Below are 18,802 nucleotides of genomic sequence, written 5' to 3' on the forward strand. Positions count from 1 at the left end.
CCGTGGACGTCCCCTTCTGGCTCTGGCTGGCCGTGCTCGGCCTCATCGTCGCCATGCTGGCCGTCGACCTGTTCGCCCACCGCCGCGCGCACGTCATCGGCGTGCGCGAGGCCGCCGTCTGGTCGGCGGTGTGGGTGGCGATCGGCGTCGGGTTCGGCGCGTGGGTGTGGGCGGAGTACGGCGCCGAGCTCGGCCAGCAGTACTACGCCGGCTACCTGATCGAGAAGTCGCTCGCCGTCGACAACGTGTTCGTCTGGGCGATCGTCTTCACGTTCTTCGCCGTGCCGCGGGAGTACCAGCACCGCGTGCTGTTCTTCGGCGTCCTGGGCGCGCTGGTGCTGCGCGGGGCGTTCATCGCCGGAGGCGCCGCCCTCATCGAGAACTTCTCGTGGGTGCCCTACCTGTTCGCTGCGTTCCTGCTGGTCACCGGTTACCGGATGCTCCGGCAGCGCGACGAGCACGTCGACCCCTCGCGGTCGCGCACGCTGCGGCTGTTCCGCCGGTTCGTGCCGATGACCGACGCCTACCACGGGCAGCGGTTCCTCGTCCGCCGCGGCGGCGTCCTGCTCGCCACTCCCCTGCTCGCCGTGCTGGTGCTCGTCGAGGTGACCGACGTCGTCTTCGCCGTCGACTCGATCCCGGCCATCTTCGCCGTCACCGACGAGCCGTTCCTCGTCTTCACCGCCAACGCCTTCGCCATCCTGGGCCTGCGGGCGATGTACTTCCTGCTCGCCGACCTGATCCACCGCTTCGTGTACCTGAAGACGGGCCTGGCGCTGGTGCTGATGTGGGTGGGCGTCAAGATGCTGCTCAAGATCGACGTCTACTACGTCCCCACGACGGTCAGCCTCGCGGTGATCACCACGATCCTCGGCGTCTCGGTGTGGGCCAGCCTGCGCGCCACCCGCGGGCAGGGGCGGCGGGCGGTCGAGGCGCCGGTCACGCCGCCGTTCCGGGTGGCCACGGAGGAGGAGATGGCGTCGGTCGAGCCGCTGTGGCGGCGCGGGAGCCGGCGCGACACCCCGCTCCCCACCCGCACCCCGTAGCGGAGACCGGGCATAGGAAGCTCTCCCCACGTTCTCGGCCCCGAGACGTGGGGAGAGCTTCCTATGCCTGGAGAGGTCCACCGGTGGCGTACCTGCTGGCCGCCCTCGGCGGTGCGCTCGGGGCGCTGGCCCGCTGGGGCGTGGCCGAGGCGCTCCCCTCCCAGGACGGCGGGTGGCCGTGGGCGACGCTGCTGGTCAACCTCACCGGCTGCCTGCTGATCGGCGTCCTCACCGGGGTCCTCGCGAACCGCTCCCCCGAGCCCGCCTGGGCCCGGCCGTTCCTCGGCGTCGGCGTGCTCGGGGGCTACACGACGTACTCGGCGTTCGCGGTGGAGGTCGTCGTCCTCGCCGACGCCGGAGCGCTGCCCGCCGCCCTCGGCTACGTGCTCGCCTCCGTCCTCGGCGGGGTGCTGGCGGTCGCCGCCGGCGTCCGCGCGGTGCGGCGGGGGTCCCCGTGACGCCGTTGCTGGTCGCCGCCGGGGCCCTGGCCGGGGCGCCGCTGCGGCTGCTGGCCACCCGGCTGGCGGTCCGGGCCGGCCGCGACCCCGCGCTGGGCACGCTCGCGGTCAACGTGGCGGGCTCGGCGCTGCTCGGCGTCCTGCTGGGCCTGGGCAGCGTGCCGGCGGAGGCCGTCGCGCTGGTGGGCACCGGCTTCTGCGGCACCCTGACCACCTTCTCCACCTTCGGCGCCGACGTCGTCCGGATGGTCGAGGAGCGTGCCGTCGGCCGGGCCGTCGGCCAGGTCGCGGCCACGCTCGTACTCGGCCTCGGCGTCGCGGCGGCGGGCTACCTGCTGGTCCGCTGAGCGGCCTGCGGGTGCCGCCGGGCCGTGCTCTGGCTAGGGTCGGGTCCGGTATGGCGGGAACAGACGCGGGAGACGTGCAGGCGGACAGCCCGGTCGTCGTCGTGGCCAACCGGCTGCCGGTCGACCAGGTCACCGACGACGACGGGACGACGCGCTGGCAGCGCAGCCCCGGTGGACTGGTCACGGCCCTGGAGCCCTTCGTGGCCGGGCGCGGCGGCGCGTGGGTGGGCTGGTCGGGGTCGGCCGGCGAGGCGCCCGAGCCCTTCGAGTCCGGCGGGATCTCGCTGGTCCCGGTCGAGCTCTCCGAGGAGGAGGTCGACCGCTACTACGAGGGCATGAGCAACGCCTCCCTGTGGCCGCTCTACCACGACGTCGTCGAGAAGCCGGAGTACCACCGCACCTGGTGGGACACCTACGTCCAGGTCAACAAGCGCTTCGCCGACCGGACCGCCGAGGTCGCCGCCGAGGGCGCCATCGTCTGGGTGCACGACTACCAGCTGCAGCTGGTGCCGGCGATGCTGCGGCAGCGCCGGCCCGACCTCACGATCGGCTTCTTCCTGCACATCCCGTTCCCGCCCTACGAGCTGTTCACCCAGCTGCCCTGGCGGTCGGCGATCGTCGAGGGGCTGCTCGGTGCCGACCTCGTCGGCTTCCAGCTGCCCAGCGCGGCCGCGAACTTCGTCCAGCTCGCCCGCCGCCTGCACGAGCTGCCCACCCGCGGCGCCACGATCGAGTACGACGGCCGGACGGTGACCGCGCGCGCGTTCCCGATCTCCATCGACGTCGCCGCGTTCGACCGGCTGGCGAGCTCGCCGGAGGTGCTGGCGCGGGCGAAGGAGATCCGGGCCGAGCTCGGCGACCCGCAGAAGATGATCCTCGGTGTGGACCGGCTCGACTACACCAAGGGCATCAGCGTGCGGCTCAACGCCTTCGAGGAGCTGCTCGAGGACGGCGCCGTCGAGGCCCCCGCCACGGTGCTGGTGCAGGTGGCCACCCCCAGCCGCGAGCGCGTCGAGCACTACGTGCACATGCGCGAGACGATCGAGCAGCAGGTGGGCCACATCAACGGGGTGTACGGCTCCATCGGCGGGCCGGCGGTGCACTACTTCAACCAGTCCATGCCGCGCGAGGAGCTCGCCGCCCTCTACCGCGCCGCCGACGTCATGCTCGTCACCCCCTACCGCGACGGGATGAACCTCGTCGCGAAGGAGTACGTGGCCGCCCGCGGTGACCACGGCGGCGCGCTGGTCCTGTCGGAGTTCGCCGGCGCCGCGTCCGAGCTGCGGCAGGCGTTCCTGGTCAACCCGCACGACGTCGCCGGCGTGAAGAACCAGCTGCTGCGCGCGCTGCGCGTCGAGCCGGCCGAGGGCGCCCGCCGGATGCGGGCGATGCGGCGGCACCTGGCCAAGCACGACCTCGACCACTGGGCGTCCTCGTTCTTCACCGCCCTCCGCGCGCAGGCGTGACCGCCGTCCCGGCGGGTCTGGCGACCGCGCTCACCGAGCTGGCCGGCCGCCGGCCCCTGCTGGTGGCCTCCGACTACGACGGCGTCCTGTCGCCCCTCGTCGGCGACCCCTCGGCCGCGGTACCGACGCCCGGCACCGGCGAGGCGCTGGCCCGGATCGCCGGGGCCGCCGGCGTCACGGTCGCCCTCGTCAGCGGGCGCGGCGTGGCGGACCTGCGGCGGGTCAGCGGCTGGCAGGGCCCCTACCGGTGGGTGGGCAGCCACGGGGCCGAGTACGACGGCCCGCTGACCGGAGAGCTCGCGAGCCGCCGCGACGCCCTCGCCGACCGGCTCGCGCCGCTGGTGGCCGCCGTCCCCGGCGCCCGGCTCGAGGTGAAGCCCGCCAGCGTGGCGGTGCACGTGCGGCAGGTCGCCGACCCCGCCGCGGCCGCCTCGCTGCTGTCGGCTGCGGATGCCGCCGCCGATCCGTCACTGACGAAGAAGCCGGGCAAGGCGGTGCTCGAGCTCGCCGTCACCGACGCCGACAAGGGCAGCGCGGTGACCCGGCTGCGTGACGAGCTCGGCGCGGTCGCCGTCGTCTACCTCGGCGACGACCTCACCGACGAGGACGTGTTCCGGCGCCTCGGGCCTGCCGACGTCGGCGTGAAGGTCGGCGAGGGCGAGACGGCCGCCGGTCACCGCGTCGCCGATCCCGACGCGGCGCTCGACGTCCTCCGGCTGCTGGGCGACCTGCTCGCCTGACCCCCGGGCGCGTCGCCCCGGGAGCCCGGGTGACCGTCCAGCGGCCGGACGGCGAACCGCTCCTCCGGCGTCGACACGTCGACCGCGACCGGCTCCCCACCTGTGCGGATGCCGTCCCGGCGGGCGGGCGGGCGACCGGGCGCCGTCGACCTGCCGACGCCACTGCCGGTGGTCACCGCCGGGTGCACAACGATCCGATCGGCGGTGTCCCGCGGTCGCCGGCGCGGGCCCGGGGCGGCCCCACCATTCCTCCTGCACGCCCAGGACACCGGCCTCGGCGTCGCCCCGCGCCCTGGAGGCTCCCGTGAGTTCGACCGCCCCGTCCCCGACCCGCTCCGGCGGGTGGTTCGCCGACCGTTCCCTGCTGGTCAAGTTCGGCAGTCTCCTGGGGATCGTGGCCGTCGCCTCCGTCGCCCTGCTCACCGCGGTGCTGACCAGCAACGCCGGCGTGCGGGAGACCAACGCGCGGCTCACCGACCTCTGGCACGCGGAGAACCTCGTGCTGCAGCTCGACACCCGCGCCAGTGAGCTCAAGGTCGACGGGTACAAGGCCGCCGTCCGGGAGGTCCCGGCCGAGCAGCTCGCCGAGCTCGCCGACGACATCGCCACGCCGGAGGGGATGCTCGCCGAGCTGCGCGCGATCCCGCTGACCGGCGAGCCGGCCGAGGCGGTCGCCGCCCTCGAGGAGAGCTACGGCGAGTACACGGCCGCAATCACCGCCTACGTCGACGCCGCGGTGGCCGACCAGGCCGCCGCCCGGGTGCGCTGGGAGGAGATCCAGGCCGCCAACGACCTCACCGACGGCGCCGTCGGCGAGGCGAAGGACGTGCTCGCGGCGGAGGCCGCCGAGGCGCGCGAGGAGCTCGCCGCCGCCCTCGACCACACCGACACCGTCAGCGTCCTGGTCGCCGCGGCCAGCATGCTGGTCGTCGCCGTCGTCTGCTGGCTCATCGCGCGGGCCGTCACCGTCCCGGTCGGGCGGGTCAAGGCCGCCCTCGACGCCCTCGCGGCCGGCGACCTGACCGTCACCACCGGCATCCGGCAGGGCGACGAGATCGGCCGCATGGCCGCCTCCCTCGACGTGGCGCAGGAGAGCCTGCGGTCGGTCATGGCCTCGGTCGTGTCGTCGGCGGACGCGGTGGCCGCGTCCTCGCAGCAGCTGAGCGCCACCTCGACCCAGATCTCGGCGTCGGCGGAGGAGACCAGCGCCCAGTCCGGTGTGGTGGCCGGCGCCGCGGCCGAGGTCAGCCGCAACGTGCAGACCGTGGCCGCCGGCGCCGACGAGATGGGCGCCAGCATCCGCGAGATCGCGTCGAACGCGGCGGAGGCCTCGGCGGTGGCGGCGCGGGCGGTGACGGCGGCGGAGACCACGACGGCGACGGTGACGAAGCTGGGCGAGTCCTCGGCGGAGATCGGCAACGTGGTGAAGGTGATCACCTCGATCGCCGAGCAGACGAACCTGCTGGCGCTGAACGCCACGATCGAGGCGGCGCGGGCCGGGGAGGCCGGCAAGGGCTTCGCGGTGGTCGCCAACGAGGTCAAGGAGCTGGCGCAGGAGACGGCGAAGGCGACCGAGGACATCGCGCGGCGGGTGCAGGCCATCCAGGGCGACACCACGGCTGCGGTGGCCGCGATCGGGGAGATCTCCCAGATCGTCGCCCAGATCTCCGACCGCCAGACCACCATCGCCTCCGCGGTGGAGGAGCAGACCGCCACCACCAACGAGATGTCCCGCTCGGTGGCCGAGGCCGCCCAGGGGTCGGGGCAGATCGCGGACAACATCACCGGCGTCTCGGCCGCGGCGGACTCCACCACCCAGGCGCTCACCCAGACCCGGGTCGCCGTCGACGAACTGTCCCGGATGGCGGCCGACCTGCGCGCCGGCGTCTCCCGCTTCACCTACTGACCACGAACCACCGGAAGGCCCCACCGTGCATCTGTCCTGGCTCTCCGACCTGCGGGTCGGCCGCCGCCTCGGTCTCGCGTTCGGCGCGGTCGGCACCCTCGTCGTCGTCTGTGCCGCCACCGGCCTGTCGGCCGTCGGCGAGCAGCGCGACCTCGCCGTGGAGCTCAGCCGCGCCGACGCGGTCCTGGCCGACGCCGGGACCGCCCGCTTCCAGATCGCCGACGTCACCGGCTGGCAGGGCCTGGTCGTCGCCGACGCCGCCGTCTTCGGCCCGGCGGTGGCCCTGGCCCCCGACTCCTACAACCGGGCGGGCCTGCTCGAGGCCAAGGACGGCGTCTACGCCTGGCTCGACGACGTCGACACCTCGGCCATGGACGCCGACGAGGCGGCCGCGTTCGCGGAGCTCCGGCCGGCCTGGGACAACTACTTCACCTGGGACGACCGGGTCGTCGCCTGGCTGTCCGAGGGCACCCCGCAGGGCTACCGCACCGCGCTGGAGAGCATCAACGGCGGCGAGGCCGGTGAGGGCTACGGCATCGTCATGGACGTCGCCGAGCGCATCCAGGCCTCCGCGGCCGAGCGGGCCGACCGCCTCCGGCAGGAGCAGGAGGACGCGCAGGGGCGGGCGACGCTGCTGCTGAGCGCGGTGGGACTGCTCGCCCTCGTCCTCGCCGTCCTCTGCGCGGTGCTGGTCGGCCGGTCGATCGTGCGCCCGCTGCGGCAGGTGCAGGCAGCGGCGGTCCGGCTGGCCGACGGCGACCTCACGGCGCGGACCGGGATCCACCGGCGGGACGAGGTCGGCCAGCTGGCCGCGGCGCTCGACGCCGCCCAGGACGGCCTGGCCTCGGTCATGGCGTCGGTCATCGCCTCGGCGGATGCGGTGGCGGCGTCGAGCGAGGAGCTGTCGGCGTCCTCGGCGCAGATCTCGGCGTCGGCGGAGGAGACCTCGGCGCAGTCCGGTGTCGTGTCCGGTGCGGCGGAGGAGGTGTCGCGGTCGGTGCAGACGGTCGCCGCGGGCGCCGAGCAGATGGGCGCCTCGATCCGCGAGATCGCGTCGAACGCGGCGGAGGCGTCGGCAGTGGCCGCCCGGGCCGTCACGGCCGCCGAGACCACCACCGCCACGGTCACCAAGCTCGGCGAGTCCTCCGTCGAGATCGGCAACGTCGTGAAGGTCATCACCTCAATCGCCGAGCAGACGAACCTGCTGGCCCTCAACGCCACCATCGAGGCCGCCCGCGCCGGCGAGGCGGGCAAGGGCTTCGCCGTGGTCGCCAACGAGGTCAAGGAGCTGGCGCAGGAGACGGCGAAGGCGACCGAGGACATCGCCCGGCGGGTGGAGGCGATCCAGAAGGACACCGGAGCCGCGGTCGGCGCGATCTCGGAGATCAGTGCCATCGTGGCCCAGATCTCCGACCGCCAGACCACCATCGCCTCCGCGGTGGAGGAGCAGACGGCCACGACCGCGGAGATGTCCCGCTCGGTGGCCGAGGCCGCGCAGGGGTCGGGGCAGATCGCGGACAACATCACCGGGGTGTCGGCCGCGGCGGACTCCACCACCCAGGCGCTGACCCAGACCCGGACGGCCGTCGACGAACTGTCCCGGATGGCGGCCGACCTCCGCGCCGGCGTCTCCCGCTTCACCTACTGAGAACGGCCGGCGTCCCACGGGGTGACCGGTGCCGGATCCCATCGTCGACACGGTCGGGAACGGTGACCCATCCCCTTTCCCGACCGTGTCGACACACGGCCGAGAACGGTCCGGTGATCGCTCCGGAGAACCATTCCGGCGCGTGCCCGGATCGTTACGGACATGCCATTCCGATCCGTCACAGTCCCCCCGCGGCGCGACCCGGCGCCTCTCCTCCGACACACCAGGAGCACCCCGATGAGCCTCCCGACCGACGTCCAGGGCCGCGCCCCGCAGGACGGCGCCCCTGCCGGCGCCGCGTGGTGGGGGGACCGGGGCGTGAGCACCAAGGTCCTCACCGCCGTCTCGGTCGCCAGTGCGGTCGCCGCGACGGTCGGCGTCCTCGGCCTGACGTCCCTGAGCGACTCGGCGGACGCGACCCAGGGCATCTACGCCGACAACCTGGCCGGCATCGCCACCCTCGACGACATGGCCCTCACCATCGCCGAGGCCCGCAAGCAGATCCGCGACGTCGTCATCAACCCCGACCCGGTGCAGTCCCGGCAGCTGCTCGACGGCATGGCCGACCTGCTCGACCGGTACGGGGAGCAGTCGGCGGGCTACGCGGACGGCGGCCTGACCGACGAGCGCCAGGTGCTGCTCGACGAGGCCGACGCCGCCTTCACCGACTACGTGGAGACGACGCAGACGGTCCTCGCGCCGTCGGCCGTCGCCGGGGACACCGCGACCTTCTACCGCCTCAACTCCGAGCAGGCCTCGCCGCTCGCCCAGGAGGCCGAGGCCGCGCTGGAGGAGCTCTCGGCGATCGAGGACGCCGACGCGGCCGCGGCCGCGGCCGCGGCGCGGGACAGCTACGAGAGCCAGCGGACCCTCGCGCTGTCCCTGCTCGTGGGTGGCATCGCCCTCGCGCTCGGCCTCGGCTGGTTCGTGGCCCGGAGCATCGCCGCCGGCGTGCGCAGGGTCCAGCAGGTCGCGGAGGGCCTGGCCGCCGGCGACCTCACCCGGGAGTCCGGGCTGGGCACCCGGGACGAGCTGGGCCGGATGGGCGCCGCGCTCGACTCCGCCGTGGTCAGCCTGCGGGAGGTCCTGTCCGGCGTGGCCGCCTCGGCGGATGCGGTGGCGGCGTCGAGCGAGGAGCTGAGTGCCTCGTCGGCGCAGATCTCGGCGTCGGCGGAGGAGACCTCGGCGCAGTCCGGTGTGGTGTCCGGTGCGGCCGAGGAGGTCAGTCGCAACGTGCAGACCGTGGCCGCCGGTGCCGAGCAGATGGGTGCCAGCATCCGCGAGATCGCGTCGAACGCCGCGGAGGCCTCGGCGGTGGCGGCGCGGGCGGTGACCGCGGCGGAGACCACGACGGCGACCGTCGCCAAGCTCGGGGAGAGCTCGGCGGAGATCGGCAACGTGGTGAAGGTGATCACGAGCATCGCCGAGCAGACGAACCTGCTGGCGCTGAACGCCACGATCGAGGCGGCGCGGGCCGGGGAGGCGGGCAAGGGCTTCGCCGTGGTCGCGAACGAGGTCAAGGAGCTGGCGCAGGAGACGGCGAAGGCGACCGAGGACATCGCCCGGCGGGTGCAGGCGATCCAGGGCGACACGACGGCGGCGGTGTCGGCGATCGGGGAGATCTCGCAGATCGTCGCGCAGATCTCCGACCGGCAGACCACGATCGCGAGTGCGGTGGAGGAGCAGACCGCGACCACCAACGAGATGTCGCGGTCGGTGCAGGAGGCCGCGCAGGGGTCGGGGCAGATCGCGGACAACATCACCGGGGTGTCGGCCGCGGCGGACTCCACCACCCAGGCCCTGACCCAGACCCGGGTCGCCGTCGACGAGCTGTCCCGGATGGCGGCCGACCTGCGGGCCGGCGTCGCCCGCTTCACCTACTAGGCGCAGCTCCCCGCGGGGAGACCCGCCCGTCCCGGAATGGCCGGCACCGCACGGTGCCGGCCATTCCGTCGTCGTGCCCGAGTCGACATGGCAATCGGCGGTGACGGTGACCACCGACCGTCGTCGACAAAGTGCCTCGAATGGTCGGGTAGCCGTTGTGCCGACCCTTTCCCGACCGTTCTCCGATCGTTATCGACACGCCATTCCCGGACGCGGATCGTCCCATTCCCGTGCGCCAGAGTCCTCCCTGTCGGCGCGGTCCGGCGGCCACTCCCCCGGCCCCGACGCCCACCGCCCACGCCGCGCGGCGCTCCCCCCAGCGCCGCCGGCGCGTCCCGCCCGCACCCGAGCCCAGGAGCCCCCTGTCATGAGCACCTCCCGCGCCGCCGGCCCCGGCGGCTGGTTCGCCGACCGGCCGGTCGCCGTCAAGATCGGCGCCGCCGTCGCGGTGCTGGCCGTGGTCGCCGTCGCCATGACCGTGCTGGCGGTCAACCGGCTGTCCGCCGTCGAGGCGGCCGCCACCCGCATCAACGACAACGTCGTCCGCCTGTCGGAGCTGGCGAACATCCAGCGCTCCTGGCAGGGCGACCGGTCGCGGTACAACAGCTACCCGATCGCCGACGCACAGACCCGCGCCGAGCTGCGGGCCGACCTCGCCGAGCGCCGGGGGACCATCGACAACCAGCTCGACGCCTACGCCGCGCTGACGGTCAACCGGGCGGCCTTCGAGGAGTTCCGCGGCGTCGTCGACGACTACTACGCCGTCGCCGACACCCAGCTCGTCCCCGCCGCCGACGCCGGGAACCTGCCCGCCGCCGGCGCGGTGATCGCCGGGCCGCTGCAGGACCACGCCGACGTGATCATGGACCAGTACAACGCCATGCAGGAGCGGCGCGTCGCCAACGGCCAGGCCGACACCGACGAGGCCACGGACATCACCTCGTCGGCCACCACCACGCTCTGGGCCGCCCTGGCCGTCGGGATCGCCGTCGCCGGCGCGCTGACCACCCTCGTCGTCCGGCGCCTGGTCGGCACCGTCCGCTCGGTGCAGCGCTCGGTCGAGGCCCTGGCGGCCGGCGACCTGACCGTCAGCCCCGAGGTCCGCAGCCAGGACGAGCTCGGCCGCATGGCCGCGGCCCTCGGCCAGGCCCAGGAGAGCCTGCGGTCGGTCATGGCCTCCGTGGCCGCCTCGGCGGACGCGGTGGCGGCGTCGAGCGAGGAGCTGTCGGCGTCCTCGGCGCAGATCTCGGCGTCGGCGGAGGAGACCTCGGCGCAGTCCGGTGTGGTGTCGGGTGCGGCCGAGGAGGTCAGCCGCAACGTGCAGACCGTGGCCGCCGGTGCCGAGCAGATGGGCGCCTCGATCCGCGAGATCGCCTCCAACGCCGCGGAGGCCTCCGCCGTCGCCGCACGGGCCGTCACGGCCGCCGAGACCACCACCGCCACGGTCACCAAGCTCGGCGAGTCCTCCGTCGAGATCGGCAACGTCGTCAAGGTCATCACCTCGATCGCCGAGCAGACGAACCTGCTGGCGCTGAACGCCACGATCGAGGCGGCCCGGGCCGGGGAGGCGGGCAAGGGCTTCGCCGTGGTCGCGAACGAGGTCAAGGAGCTGGCGCAGGAGACGGCGAAGGCGACCGAGGACATCGCCCGGCGGGTGCAGGCGATCCAGGGCGACACGACGGCGGCGGTGTCGGCGATCGGGGAGATCTCGCAGATCGTCGCGCAGATCTCCGACCGGCAGACCACGATCGCGAGTGCGGTGGAGGAGCAGACCGCGACCACCAACGAGATGTCGCGGTCGGTGCAGGAGGCCGCGCAGGGGTCGGGGCAGATCGCGGACAACATCACCGGGGTGTCGGCCGCGGCGGACTCCACCACCCAGGCGCTGACCCAGACCCGGACGGCCGTGGACGAGCTGTCCCGGATGGCGGCCGACCTGCGCGCCGGCGTCGCCCGCTTCACCTACTGAGGAGGCGCCCCGCGGCCGGGCACCGGCCGGCCGCGGGGCGCCTGCAGCCCCGGGGCGGCGCACTCACCTTGAGTCCGGCGCCGCCCCGCCGAACACATCCAGGGGACCCATCCGGCCCCCGCAGCGAGAGAGAAGGCAACGGTGGACGGTCTGGACGACATCGTCGAGGAGTTCCTCGTCGAGAGCCACGAGAACCTCGACCAGCTCGACACGGACCTGGTCGCCCTCGAGCAGGAGCCCGACTCCCGGGAGCGGCTCTCGAGCATCTTCCGCACGATCCACACGATCAAGGGCACCAGCGGCTTCCTCGCCTTCGGCCGGCTGGAGGAGGTCACGCACGTCGGGGAGAACATGCTCTCCCGCTTGCGCGACGGCGTCCTCGCGCTGACCCCCGAGCGCACCAGCGTGCTGCTGCGGATGGTCGACACCGTGCGTTCGCTGCTGGCCTCCATCGAGACCACCGGCGGCGAGGGCGGCGTCGACGTCTCCGCCGTCGTCGCCGAGATCAGCGCCGCGATGGAGGACCGTCCCGCCGCGCCGACCCCCGCGCCCGCTCCCCCGGCGGCGCCCGCGCCCGTGCCCGCCGTCGAGCCCACGCCGGTGGCCGAGGCCGCCGTCGAGACCCCCGTCGAGGCCCCCGTCGAGGCCGTTGCCGGGGCCGTTGCCGGGGCCGTCGCCGGGGCCGACGTGCAGGACGAGCACGCCGACGACGCCCACGAGGCGCCCGACGCCCACGAGGACCACGACGACCACGCCGAGGCCGGCGCGCCGGCCGGCGCAGCCCGCTCCGACGGGCAGGGCGGCCAGCAGGCCCGCCGCGGTGTCGCCGACTCGACCATCCGCGTCGACGTCGACCTGCTCGACTCGCTGATGCTGCTGGTCGGTGAGCTGGTGCTCACGCGCAACCAGATCGTCCAGTACGTGGGCCGCTCCACCGACACCGACCTGGTGCGCGCCTCGCAGCGGCTCAACCTCATCGCCAGCGAGCTGCAGGAGGGCGTCATGAAGACGCGCATGCAGCCGATCGACCACATCTGGTCCAAGCTCCCCCGCGTCGTCCGCGACCTCGGCCTGCAGTGCGGCAAGACCGTCCGCCTGGAGATGGAGGGCAAGGACACCGAGCTCGACAAGACGCTGCTCGAGGCGGTCAAGGACCCGCTGACCCACCTGGTCCGCAACTCCGTCGACCACGGCATCGAGTCCCCCGACCGACGCCGCGCCGCCGGCAAGCCCGCCGAGGGCGTGCTCACCCTGCGCGCCAAGCACGAGAGCGGGCAGGTCGTCGTCGAGGTCGCCGACGACGGTGCCGGCATCGACCCGGCCCGCATCGGCGCCAAGGCCGTCGAGCGCGGCCTGGTCACCGCCGACCAGCTGTCCCGGATGGGCCCGCAGGACGTCCTGCAGATGATCTTCCTGCCCGGCTTCTCCACCGCCGCCGCGGTCACCAACGTCTCCGGCCGCGGTGTCGGCATGGACGTCGTCAAGACCAACATCGAGTCCATCGGCGGCACCATCGAGGTGGAGTCCGAGCCCGGCCGCGGCACCGTCTGCCGGCTGCGCATCCCGCTGACCCTGGCGATCGTCCCGGCGCTGACCGTCGAGTGCGCCGGCGACCGCTACGCGATCCCGCAGATCAGCCTGCAGGAGCTGGTCAGCCTCGACGCCGAGAAGGCCGCCAACGCCGTCGAGGAGGTCGGCGGCGCGCCGGTCTACCGGCTGCGCGGCGAGCTGCTCCCCCTCGTGCGGCTCACCGACGTCCTCGGCCTGACCTCCGACCGGCACGACGGCCACGTCGTCATCGCGGTGCTGCGCTCCGAGGGCCGGCGCTTCGGTCTCGTCGTCGACCGGGTGATCAACACCGAGGAGATCGTCGTCAAGGCCGTCGGCGGCCAGCTCAAGGCGATCGGCCTCTACTCGGGCGCGACCGTCCTCGGCGACGGCGCCGTGGCGCTCATCCTCGACGTGCAGGCCCTGGCCCGCCGCGCGCTGCGCACCGAGACCGCCGAGCGGCAGGAGGCCCGCGAGGCCGCCGCGCGCACCGTCGCCGCCGAGACCGAGCGGCAGCGGATGCTGCTCGCCGCGATCGGCGAGGGCCGGCGCGTGGCGATCCCGCTGGACACCGTCACCCGCCTGGAGCAGGTGCGCGCGGAGTCCGTCGAGCGGGTCGGCAACCGCGAGGTCGTGCAGTACCGCGGCGCGATCCTGCCGATCGTCCGCCTCGACCGGCACCTGGGCGCCTACGGCACCAGCGACCGCGAGGTGCTCGAGGTGATCGTCTACAGCGACCACGGCCGCAGCGTGGCGATCGTCGTCGAGGAGATCCTCGACATCGTCGACGGCGGCGCCGCCGTCCGCAGCGACATCGACGACATGGGCCTGCTCGGCTCCGCCGTCCTCGGGGACAAGGTCACCGAGCTGCTCGACGTCCGCGCCGCGATCCTCGCGGCCGACCCGGCGTTCTACGCGACACCGGTCCCCTCCCCCGCCCCCTCCCTGCTGGAGGTCTGACGTGACCACCGCGACCGACACCCCCACCCGCGCCACCAGCGGGCAGCTGGCCACCTTCCGGCTCGACGGCGACCTCTACGGCGTCGAGGTCGAGCACGTGCAGGAGGTGCTCCGGAGCCAGGGTCTGACCCGGGTGCCGCTGGCACCGCCCGCCGTGGCCGGGCTGATCAACCTCCGCGGCCAGGTGGTCACCGCCATCGAGCTCCGCGAGCGGCTCGGCCGCCCGCCGCGGCCGGCCGGCACCGACGCCGTCGTCATCGTCGTGCGCCTGCACGGCGAGGCGGTGAGCCTGCTGGTCGACTCCATCGCCGACGTCGTCGACGTCGACGCGGCCGACTTCGAGGCCCCGCCGGACACCCTCGACGGCCAGGCCCGCGAGCTCATCCGCGGCGCCTACAAGCTCGACGGCTCCCTGCTGCTGGCCCTCGACGTGCAGAAGGCCGTCGGCTCCTAGGGCTCGGCGGTGACGGAGCGTCACTTCTGCACCACCTGATCGGCACCGCCACGCGGCCGTCACCCCTCGCCTCTCCGGCGAACGGGTGACGGCCGCGTGGCGTCACGGGGTGATCACCCCCAGCATGGGCTGATCGCCTGCTCCTGGGCGGTGCCGTCGGAGGGGGAGACGTGCCGTACTCGCTGGTCAGTGCCGCGACGCTGGGGTTCGACCTGGTGCGCCTGCCCGGTGGCGCCGCTGCCGCCGACGTGCTCCTCACCGGCCTGACCGCCGGGCCGGCCGAGCTGGCCGAGCTGGCCGCCGCCGCCCGCACCCGCGACGCCGACCGCGAGCAGCGCACGGTGCTGGCCGTGCGCGCCCGGCGAGCCCGGGAGCTCGCCGCCGCCGTGCCGCAGCTGCGGTCGGTCGGCTCCTCCGGGGAGGACCGCACCGCCGTCCTCGTCGCCCAGCTCGAGCACGGCACCATCGGCACCGCCGCCGCGGTCGAGCGGGTGCTGCGCGAGGACGTCCTCGGGCCCGAGCAGATCGCGGCCGCGGAGGCCGGCGAGCGCGTCCGCGAGCTCGCCGCCGAGGTGCTGGCCGACGCCGTGGTGGGGGAGTGGGCCGCCGGCGTTCTGCCGCCGATCGTCCGCCGGGAGCTGGTGCAGCCGTTCGCCACCGCCGTCCCCGACGCCCGGACGCGGGGAGCCGGCACCGACCTCGGGCCGGCCACGCCGGAGCTCTCCTCCCTGTTCGCCACCCTCGCCGCGCTCGACGCCCGCGGCCGGGAGCGCTGGCGCACCGCCGTCGACGACGGCCGGGCCGAGCAGCGCCCGTGGGCCGCCGCCATGCACGAGGCGTCCTGGGCCGCGCACGTCTCCGGCCGCACCCGCACGCTGGCCACCGCCCAGCTGCTCGCCGTCCGTGCGTTCGCCGCCGCCGGGTTCGACGCCCGCGACGGCGCCTCCGGCTCGTGGAACGCCCTCGCCGGCGTCGTCCAGGGGCTCACGATGGGCGACCTGCTCGACAGCAGCGCGCTGGGCGTCCTCATGGCGCCCTGGCACCGCGTCACCGGCCGCTAGCCCCGCCGCGCGCCCGGGCCCGCCCGTGGCGGCGGTCGCCGCCCCGGTGTCGACATCGCAGTCGTGGTCGCCGACACGCGACGACGCGCCGCCGCGGGCGGCACGTACTGCTCAGTCGGCCGGGCGCGACGCCGCGGCCACGCGCGCCCCGGGACGACCGACCGCCGCCGGCGGCGCGTCGCCCGCGACCGGGCGGGGTCCGCGCTGGTCAGGCACCCGCCTGCCCCGACGGCCGCGGGCGGCCGGGTCGACATGTGCCCGCGCGCCCGGTGGTGACCGCACACCGCCGTAACGGTTGCGCGCCCCGCGTCAACACGGCGCCCGGGGCGGCCGACAACTCCTGGGACAGGTGGTGCGGGCGGGACGTCCGGGACCGCCGCGGACCGGCTCCGGGGCTGACCTTGAAGCGCCCCGCGCCGGTGCCGAGACCCCGATGAACGGCCGCCGGTCGTTGCCGGCTGGAGCAGGAGGACGTGCGTGGACCCGATCCGGGTGCTGGTGGTCGACGACTCGGTCGTCGTCCGCAAGATCGTCACCGACGTGCTGTCCTCGGACCCCGCCATCGAGGTGATGGGGTCGGCGGTGAACGGCAAGCTCGCCCTGGGCAAGGTCGAGGCGCTCAAGCCCGACCTGGTGACGATGGACATCGAGATGCCGGAGATGAACGGCATCGAGGCGGTCCGGGCCATCCGCGCACGCCGCAACCGAGTGCCGATCGTCATGTTCAGCACGCTGACCGAGCGCGGCGCCTCGGCGACCCTCGACGCGCTCTCCGCCGGCGCGAACGACTACGTGACCAAGCCGGCCAACGTCGGCAGCGTGGCGCAGTCGATGGAGAGCGTGCGCGAGCAGCTCATCCCCAGGATCAAGGCCCTCACCGGCCGCCCGGCCGGTCCCGGCGCGGGTGCCGCCCGCCTGCCCGCGGCCCCCGTCGCGGCCCGCCCGCCGGCGCCCCGGACGGCGCCGACCAAGGCCCCCGCCGTGCTGGTGATCGGCTCCTCCACCGGCGGCCCCGAGGCGCTGGCCCGCGTGCTGCCGGCCCTGCCGGCGAGCCTGCCGGTGCCGGTCCTGCTCGTGCAGCACATGCCGCCGGTGTTCACCCGCCAGTTCGCCCAGCGCCTCGACCGGCTGAGCGCGCTGCGCGTGGTCGAGGCCGTCGACGGCACGCCGCTGCGGCCGGGCACCGTGCACCTGGCCCCCGGCGACCACCACCTCACCGTCCGCGGCAGCGGCCGCGGCGCCACGACGACGCTGTCGCAGGGCCCGCCCGAGAACTTCTGCCGCCCCGCGGTCGACCCGCTGTTCCGCTCCGCGGTCACCGCCTACGACGGCGCCGTCCTGTCCGTGGTGCTCACCGGCATGGGGTCCGACGGGCGCGCCGGTGCGTCGGCGATCCGCGACGCCGGCGGCACCGTCGTCGTCCAGGACCAGGCCACCTCCGTCGTCTGGGGCATGCCCGGCGCCGTCGCCACGGCCGGCCTGGCCGACGAGGTGCTGCCCCTGGACCGGATCGCCGAGGCGATCACCCGCCACCTCGCCCGCGCCCTGCCCGCCCCCCTGACCCTCGCGACGGGAACCGCACGATGACCCTCACCGCCACCCGTTTCGACTGGGTGCGCCAGCTGGTGCACCGGGAGAGCGCGATCGTGCTCGCCCCGGGCAAGGAGTACCTGGTGGAGGCCCGGCTCCTCCCCCTCGCCCGCAAGATGGGCCTGTCCGACGTCGACCAGTTCGTCGACACCGTGCGCAGCCGCCCGCGGCCCGACGACACGCGGTCCATCGTCGAGGCGCTCACCACCAACGAGACCTCCTGGTTCCGCGACGGCGACCCGTTCACCGCGCTCACCTCGACGGTGCTCCCGGCGCTGCAGGCCGCCCGCGGACCGGCCGAGCGGCTGCAGATCTGGTCGGCGGCCTGCTCCAGCGGCCAGGAGCCCTACACGATCGCGATGCTGCTCGAGGACGCGATGCCCAGCGCGGCGTCGCGGGTCTCGATCACCGCCACCGACATCTCCCGCGAGATGGTCGAGCGGACCCGCGCCGGGCGCTTCAGCCAGCTCGAGGTCAACCGCGGCCTGCCCGCGCCGATGCTGGTCCGCCACCTGCAGCGGGCCGGCAGCGAGTGGGAGGTCGCGCCGAACCTGCGCCGGATGGTCACCGCCCGCGAGTGCAACCTCGCCGCCCCGCTGCCGCGGATGGGCCCCTTCGACGTCGTGTACCTGCGCAACGTCCTCATCTATTTCGACCTGCCTACCAAGCAGGCGATCCTCCGCCGGGTGCGCGAGCTCATGCGCCCCGACGGCTGGCTGTTCCTCGGCGCCGCCGAGACGACGCTCGGCGTCGACGACTCCTGGAGCCGCGTCGTCCTCGGCCGGACCTCCGCCTACCGCCCGCTGAAGGGGGCATGACCGTGCGCGCTCTGGTGATCGACGACTCCCGCGCCATGCGGCGCATCGTGACCGGGACCCTCGAGGGGTTCGGCTACGAGACGCGCCAGGCCGGGAACGGGCAGGAGGCGCTCGACGTCCTGCGCGAGGGCTGGCTGCCCGACCTGTGCACGATCGACTGGAACATGCCGGTGATGGACGGCCTGCAGTTCGTCAACGCCGTCCGCGCCAACCCGGCCTGGCGGACGCTGACCCTGATGATGGTCACCTCCGAGAGCGAGCACGGCCAGATCGTGCGCGCCCTGGCCGCCGGCGCCCACGAGTACGTCATCAAGCCGTTCACCGCCGACGCGATCCGCGACAAGCTCGCGCTGCTCGGCCTGCTGCCGCAGGAGGCCTCGCTGTGACCCACCCGACCGACACCGGGGTGCGCCGCCGTGCCTCCGACCGGCCGCCGGCCCTCGCCGACCTGCTCGGCGAGGCCACGGTCCTGGAGATCACCGAGCAGGCCTGGACGGCCCTGGTCGGCGAGGACGAGGTGCTCGTCCCGCTGCCGGCCCCGCTGCCGGCCGTCACGCGCAGCTCCTGGGTCGAGATCGTCGGCCCGTGGACCGGCACCGTGGTGCTGACCTGCGGCGCCGACACCGCCGTCGAGCTCACCGGCGCCCTGCTGCGTGAGCACGCCCCCGCCGTGCTCGAGGACGAGGACGTCGACGACGCCCTCGGCGAGCTCGCCAACGTGGTGGGCGGCAACGTCAAGGCCGTCCTCCCCGGACCGTCCGTCCTCGGCCTGCCCGAGGTCGGCACCACCCCACCCGCCGGCCGCGAGGCCAACACCTGCCGCGTCGCCGTCCTGTGGCGCGGCCAGCCCCTGACCGTCTCCGTGCAGTCCCCCGCCGTCTAGAGACACGGCCCGACCGAGAGAACG

The 18,802-nt window shown here is 74.5% G+C and carries 16 protein-coding genes; all 16 read left to right on the forward strand.

From position 1 onward, the window contains the following. Positions 1-2 precede the first annotated feature (2 nt). Entirely contained in the window at positions 3-1,046 is a 1,044-nt protein-coding gene (locus BM165_RS13035) for a TerC family protein (protein ID WP_075013975.1), read from the forward strand. Positions 1,047-1,129: 83 nt separating this feature from the next. Then, a complete protein-coding gene (gene crcB, locus BM165_RS13040; RefSeq protein ID WP_075013976.1) occupies positions 1,130-1,504 on the forward strand; it encodes a fluoride efflux transporter CrcB in 375 nt (124 codons plus the stop codon). After that, on the forward strand, positions 1,501-1,851 hold the full coding sequence (locus BM165_RS13045; protein ID WP_075013977.1) for a fluoride efflux transporter FluC: 351 nt from the start codon (positions 1,501-1,503) through the stop codon (positions 1,849-1,851). Before crcB ends, BM165_RS13045 begins: the two co-directional genes overlap by 4 nt. Positions 1,852-1,925: 74 nt before the next feature. Beyond that, a complete protein-coding gene (locus tag BM165_RS13050; protein ID WP_244274212.1) occupies positions 1,926-3,317 on the forward strand; it encodes an alpha,alpha-trehalose-phosphate synthase (UDP-forming) in 1,392 nt (463 codons plus the stop codon). Further along, positions 3,314-4,057, forward strand: coding sequence for a trehalose-phosphatase (otsB, locus tag BM165_RS13055; protein WP_075013979.1), 744 nt, complete (start codon positions 3,314-3,316; stop codon positions 4,055-4,057). The genes BM165_RS13050 and otsB overlap by 4 nt, the downstream gene beginning before the upstream one ends. Positions 4,058-4,361: 304 nt before the next feature. Continuing rightward, positions 4,362-5,963 (forward strand): methyl-accepting chemotaxis protein, encoded by a 1,602-nt coding sequence (locus BM165_RS13060; protein ID WP_075013980.1) that lies wholly within the window; start codon positions 4,362-4,364, stop codon positions 5,961-5,963. 25 nt (positions 5,964-5,988) lie between these two features. Then, the gene (locus BM165_RS13065) at positions 5,989-7,611 is read left to right on the forward strand and encodes a methyl-accepting chemotaxis protein (RefSeq protein WP_083427320.1); all 1,623 of its coding nucleotides are present in this window, start codon (positions 5,989-5,991) and stop codon (positions 7,609-7,611) included. Positions 7,612-7,848: 237 nt separating this feature from the next. After that, positions 7,849-9,495, forward strand: a complete 1,647-nt coding sequence (locus BM165_RS13070; protein WP_075013981.1) for a methyl-accepting chemotaxis protein — start codon at positions 7,849-7,851, stop codon at positions 9,493-9,495. Between the two features lie 367 nt (positions 9,496-9,862). Beyond that, positions 9,863-11,464 (forward strand): methyl-accepting chemotaxis protein, encoded by a 1,602-nt coding sequence (locus BM165_RS13075; protein ID WP_075013982.1) that lies wholly within the window; start codon positions 9,863-9,865, stop codon positions 11,462-11,464. 141 nt (positions 11,465-11,605) lie between these two features. After that, entirely contained in the window at positions 11,606-13,972 is a 2,367-nt protein-coding gene (locus BM165_RS13080; RefSeq protein WP_075013983.1) for a chemotaxis protein CheA, read from the forward strand. 1 nt (position 13,973) lies between these two features. Then, positions 13,974-14,426 carry a chemotaxis protein CheW gene (locus BM165_RS13085; RefSeq protein ID WP_177225190.1) on the forward strand — a complete coding sequence of 151 codons (453 nt, stop codon included), beginning with the start codon at positions 13,974-13,976 and terminating at the stop codon, positions 14,424-14,426. A 170-nt stretch (positions 14,427-14,596) separates the two neighbouring features. Continuing rightward, positions 14,597-15,487, forward strand: a complete 891-nt coding sequence (locus BM165_RS13090; protein ID WP_075013984.1) for a hypothetical protein — start codon at positions 14,597-14,599, stop codon at positions 15,485-15,487. 477 nt (positions 15,488-15,964) lie between these two features. After that, positions 15,965-17,074 carry a protein-glutamate methylesterase/protein-glutamine glutaminase gene (locus BM165_RS13095; RefSeq protein WP_075013985.1) on the forward strand — a complete coding sequence of 370 codons (1,110 nt, stop codon included), beginning with the start codon at positions 15,965-15,967 and terminating at the stop codon, positions 17,072-17,074. Further along, on the forward strand, positions 17,071-17,895 hold the full coding sequence (locus BM165_RS13100) for a CheR family methyltransferase (RefSeq protein ID WP_075013986.1): 825 nt from the start codon (positions 17,071-17,073) through the stop codon (positions 17,893-17,895). Before BM165_RS13095 ends, BM165_RS13100 begins: the two co-directional genes overlap by 4 nt. Continuing rightward, positions 17,892-18,281 (forward strand): response regulator, encoded by a 390-nt coding sequence (locus BM165_RS13105; RefSeq protein ID WP_244274213.1) that lies wholly within the window; start codon positions 17,892-17,894, stop codon positions 18,279-18,281. Before BM165_RS13100 ends, BM165_RS13105 begins: the two co-directional genes overlap by 4 nt. Continuing rightward, positions 18,278-18,778, forward strand: coding sequence for a chemotaxis protein CheX (locus BM165_RS13110; protein ID WP_143108154.1), 501 nt, complete (start codon positions 18,278-18,280; stop codon positions 18,776-18,778). The genes BM165_RS13105 and BM165_RS13110 overlap by 4 nt, the downstream gene beginning before the upstream one ends. The last annotated feature ends 24 nt before the right edge of the window (positions 18,779-18,802 follow it).

This window comes from Geodermatophilus obscurus (assembly GCF_900115395.1).
Classification (GTDB): domain Bacteria; phylum Actinomycetota; class Actinomycetes; order Mycobacteriales; family Geodermatophilaceae; genus Geodermatophilus; species Geodermatophilus obscurus_B.

Excerpts from the sequence above, each read along its gene's own strand:
- BM165_RS13070 (WP_075013981.1), top strand. The coding sequence starts at position 7,849 with ATGAGCCTCCCGACCGACGTCCAGGGCCGCGCCCCGCAGGACGGCGCC.
- BM165_RS13075 (WP_075013982.1), top strand. The coding sequence starts at position 9,863 with ATGAGCACCTCCCGCGCCGCCGGCCCCGGCGGCTGGTTCGCCGACCGG.
- BM165_RS13100 (WP_075013986.1), top strand. The coding sequence starts at position 17,071 with ATGACCCTCACCGCCACCCGTTTCGACTGGGTGCGCCAGCTGGTGCAC.
- BM165_RS13105 (WP_244274213.1), top strand. The coding sequence starts at position 17,892 with ATGACCGTGCGCGCTCTGGTGATCGACGACTCCCGCGCCATGCGGCGC.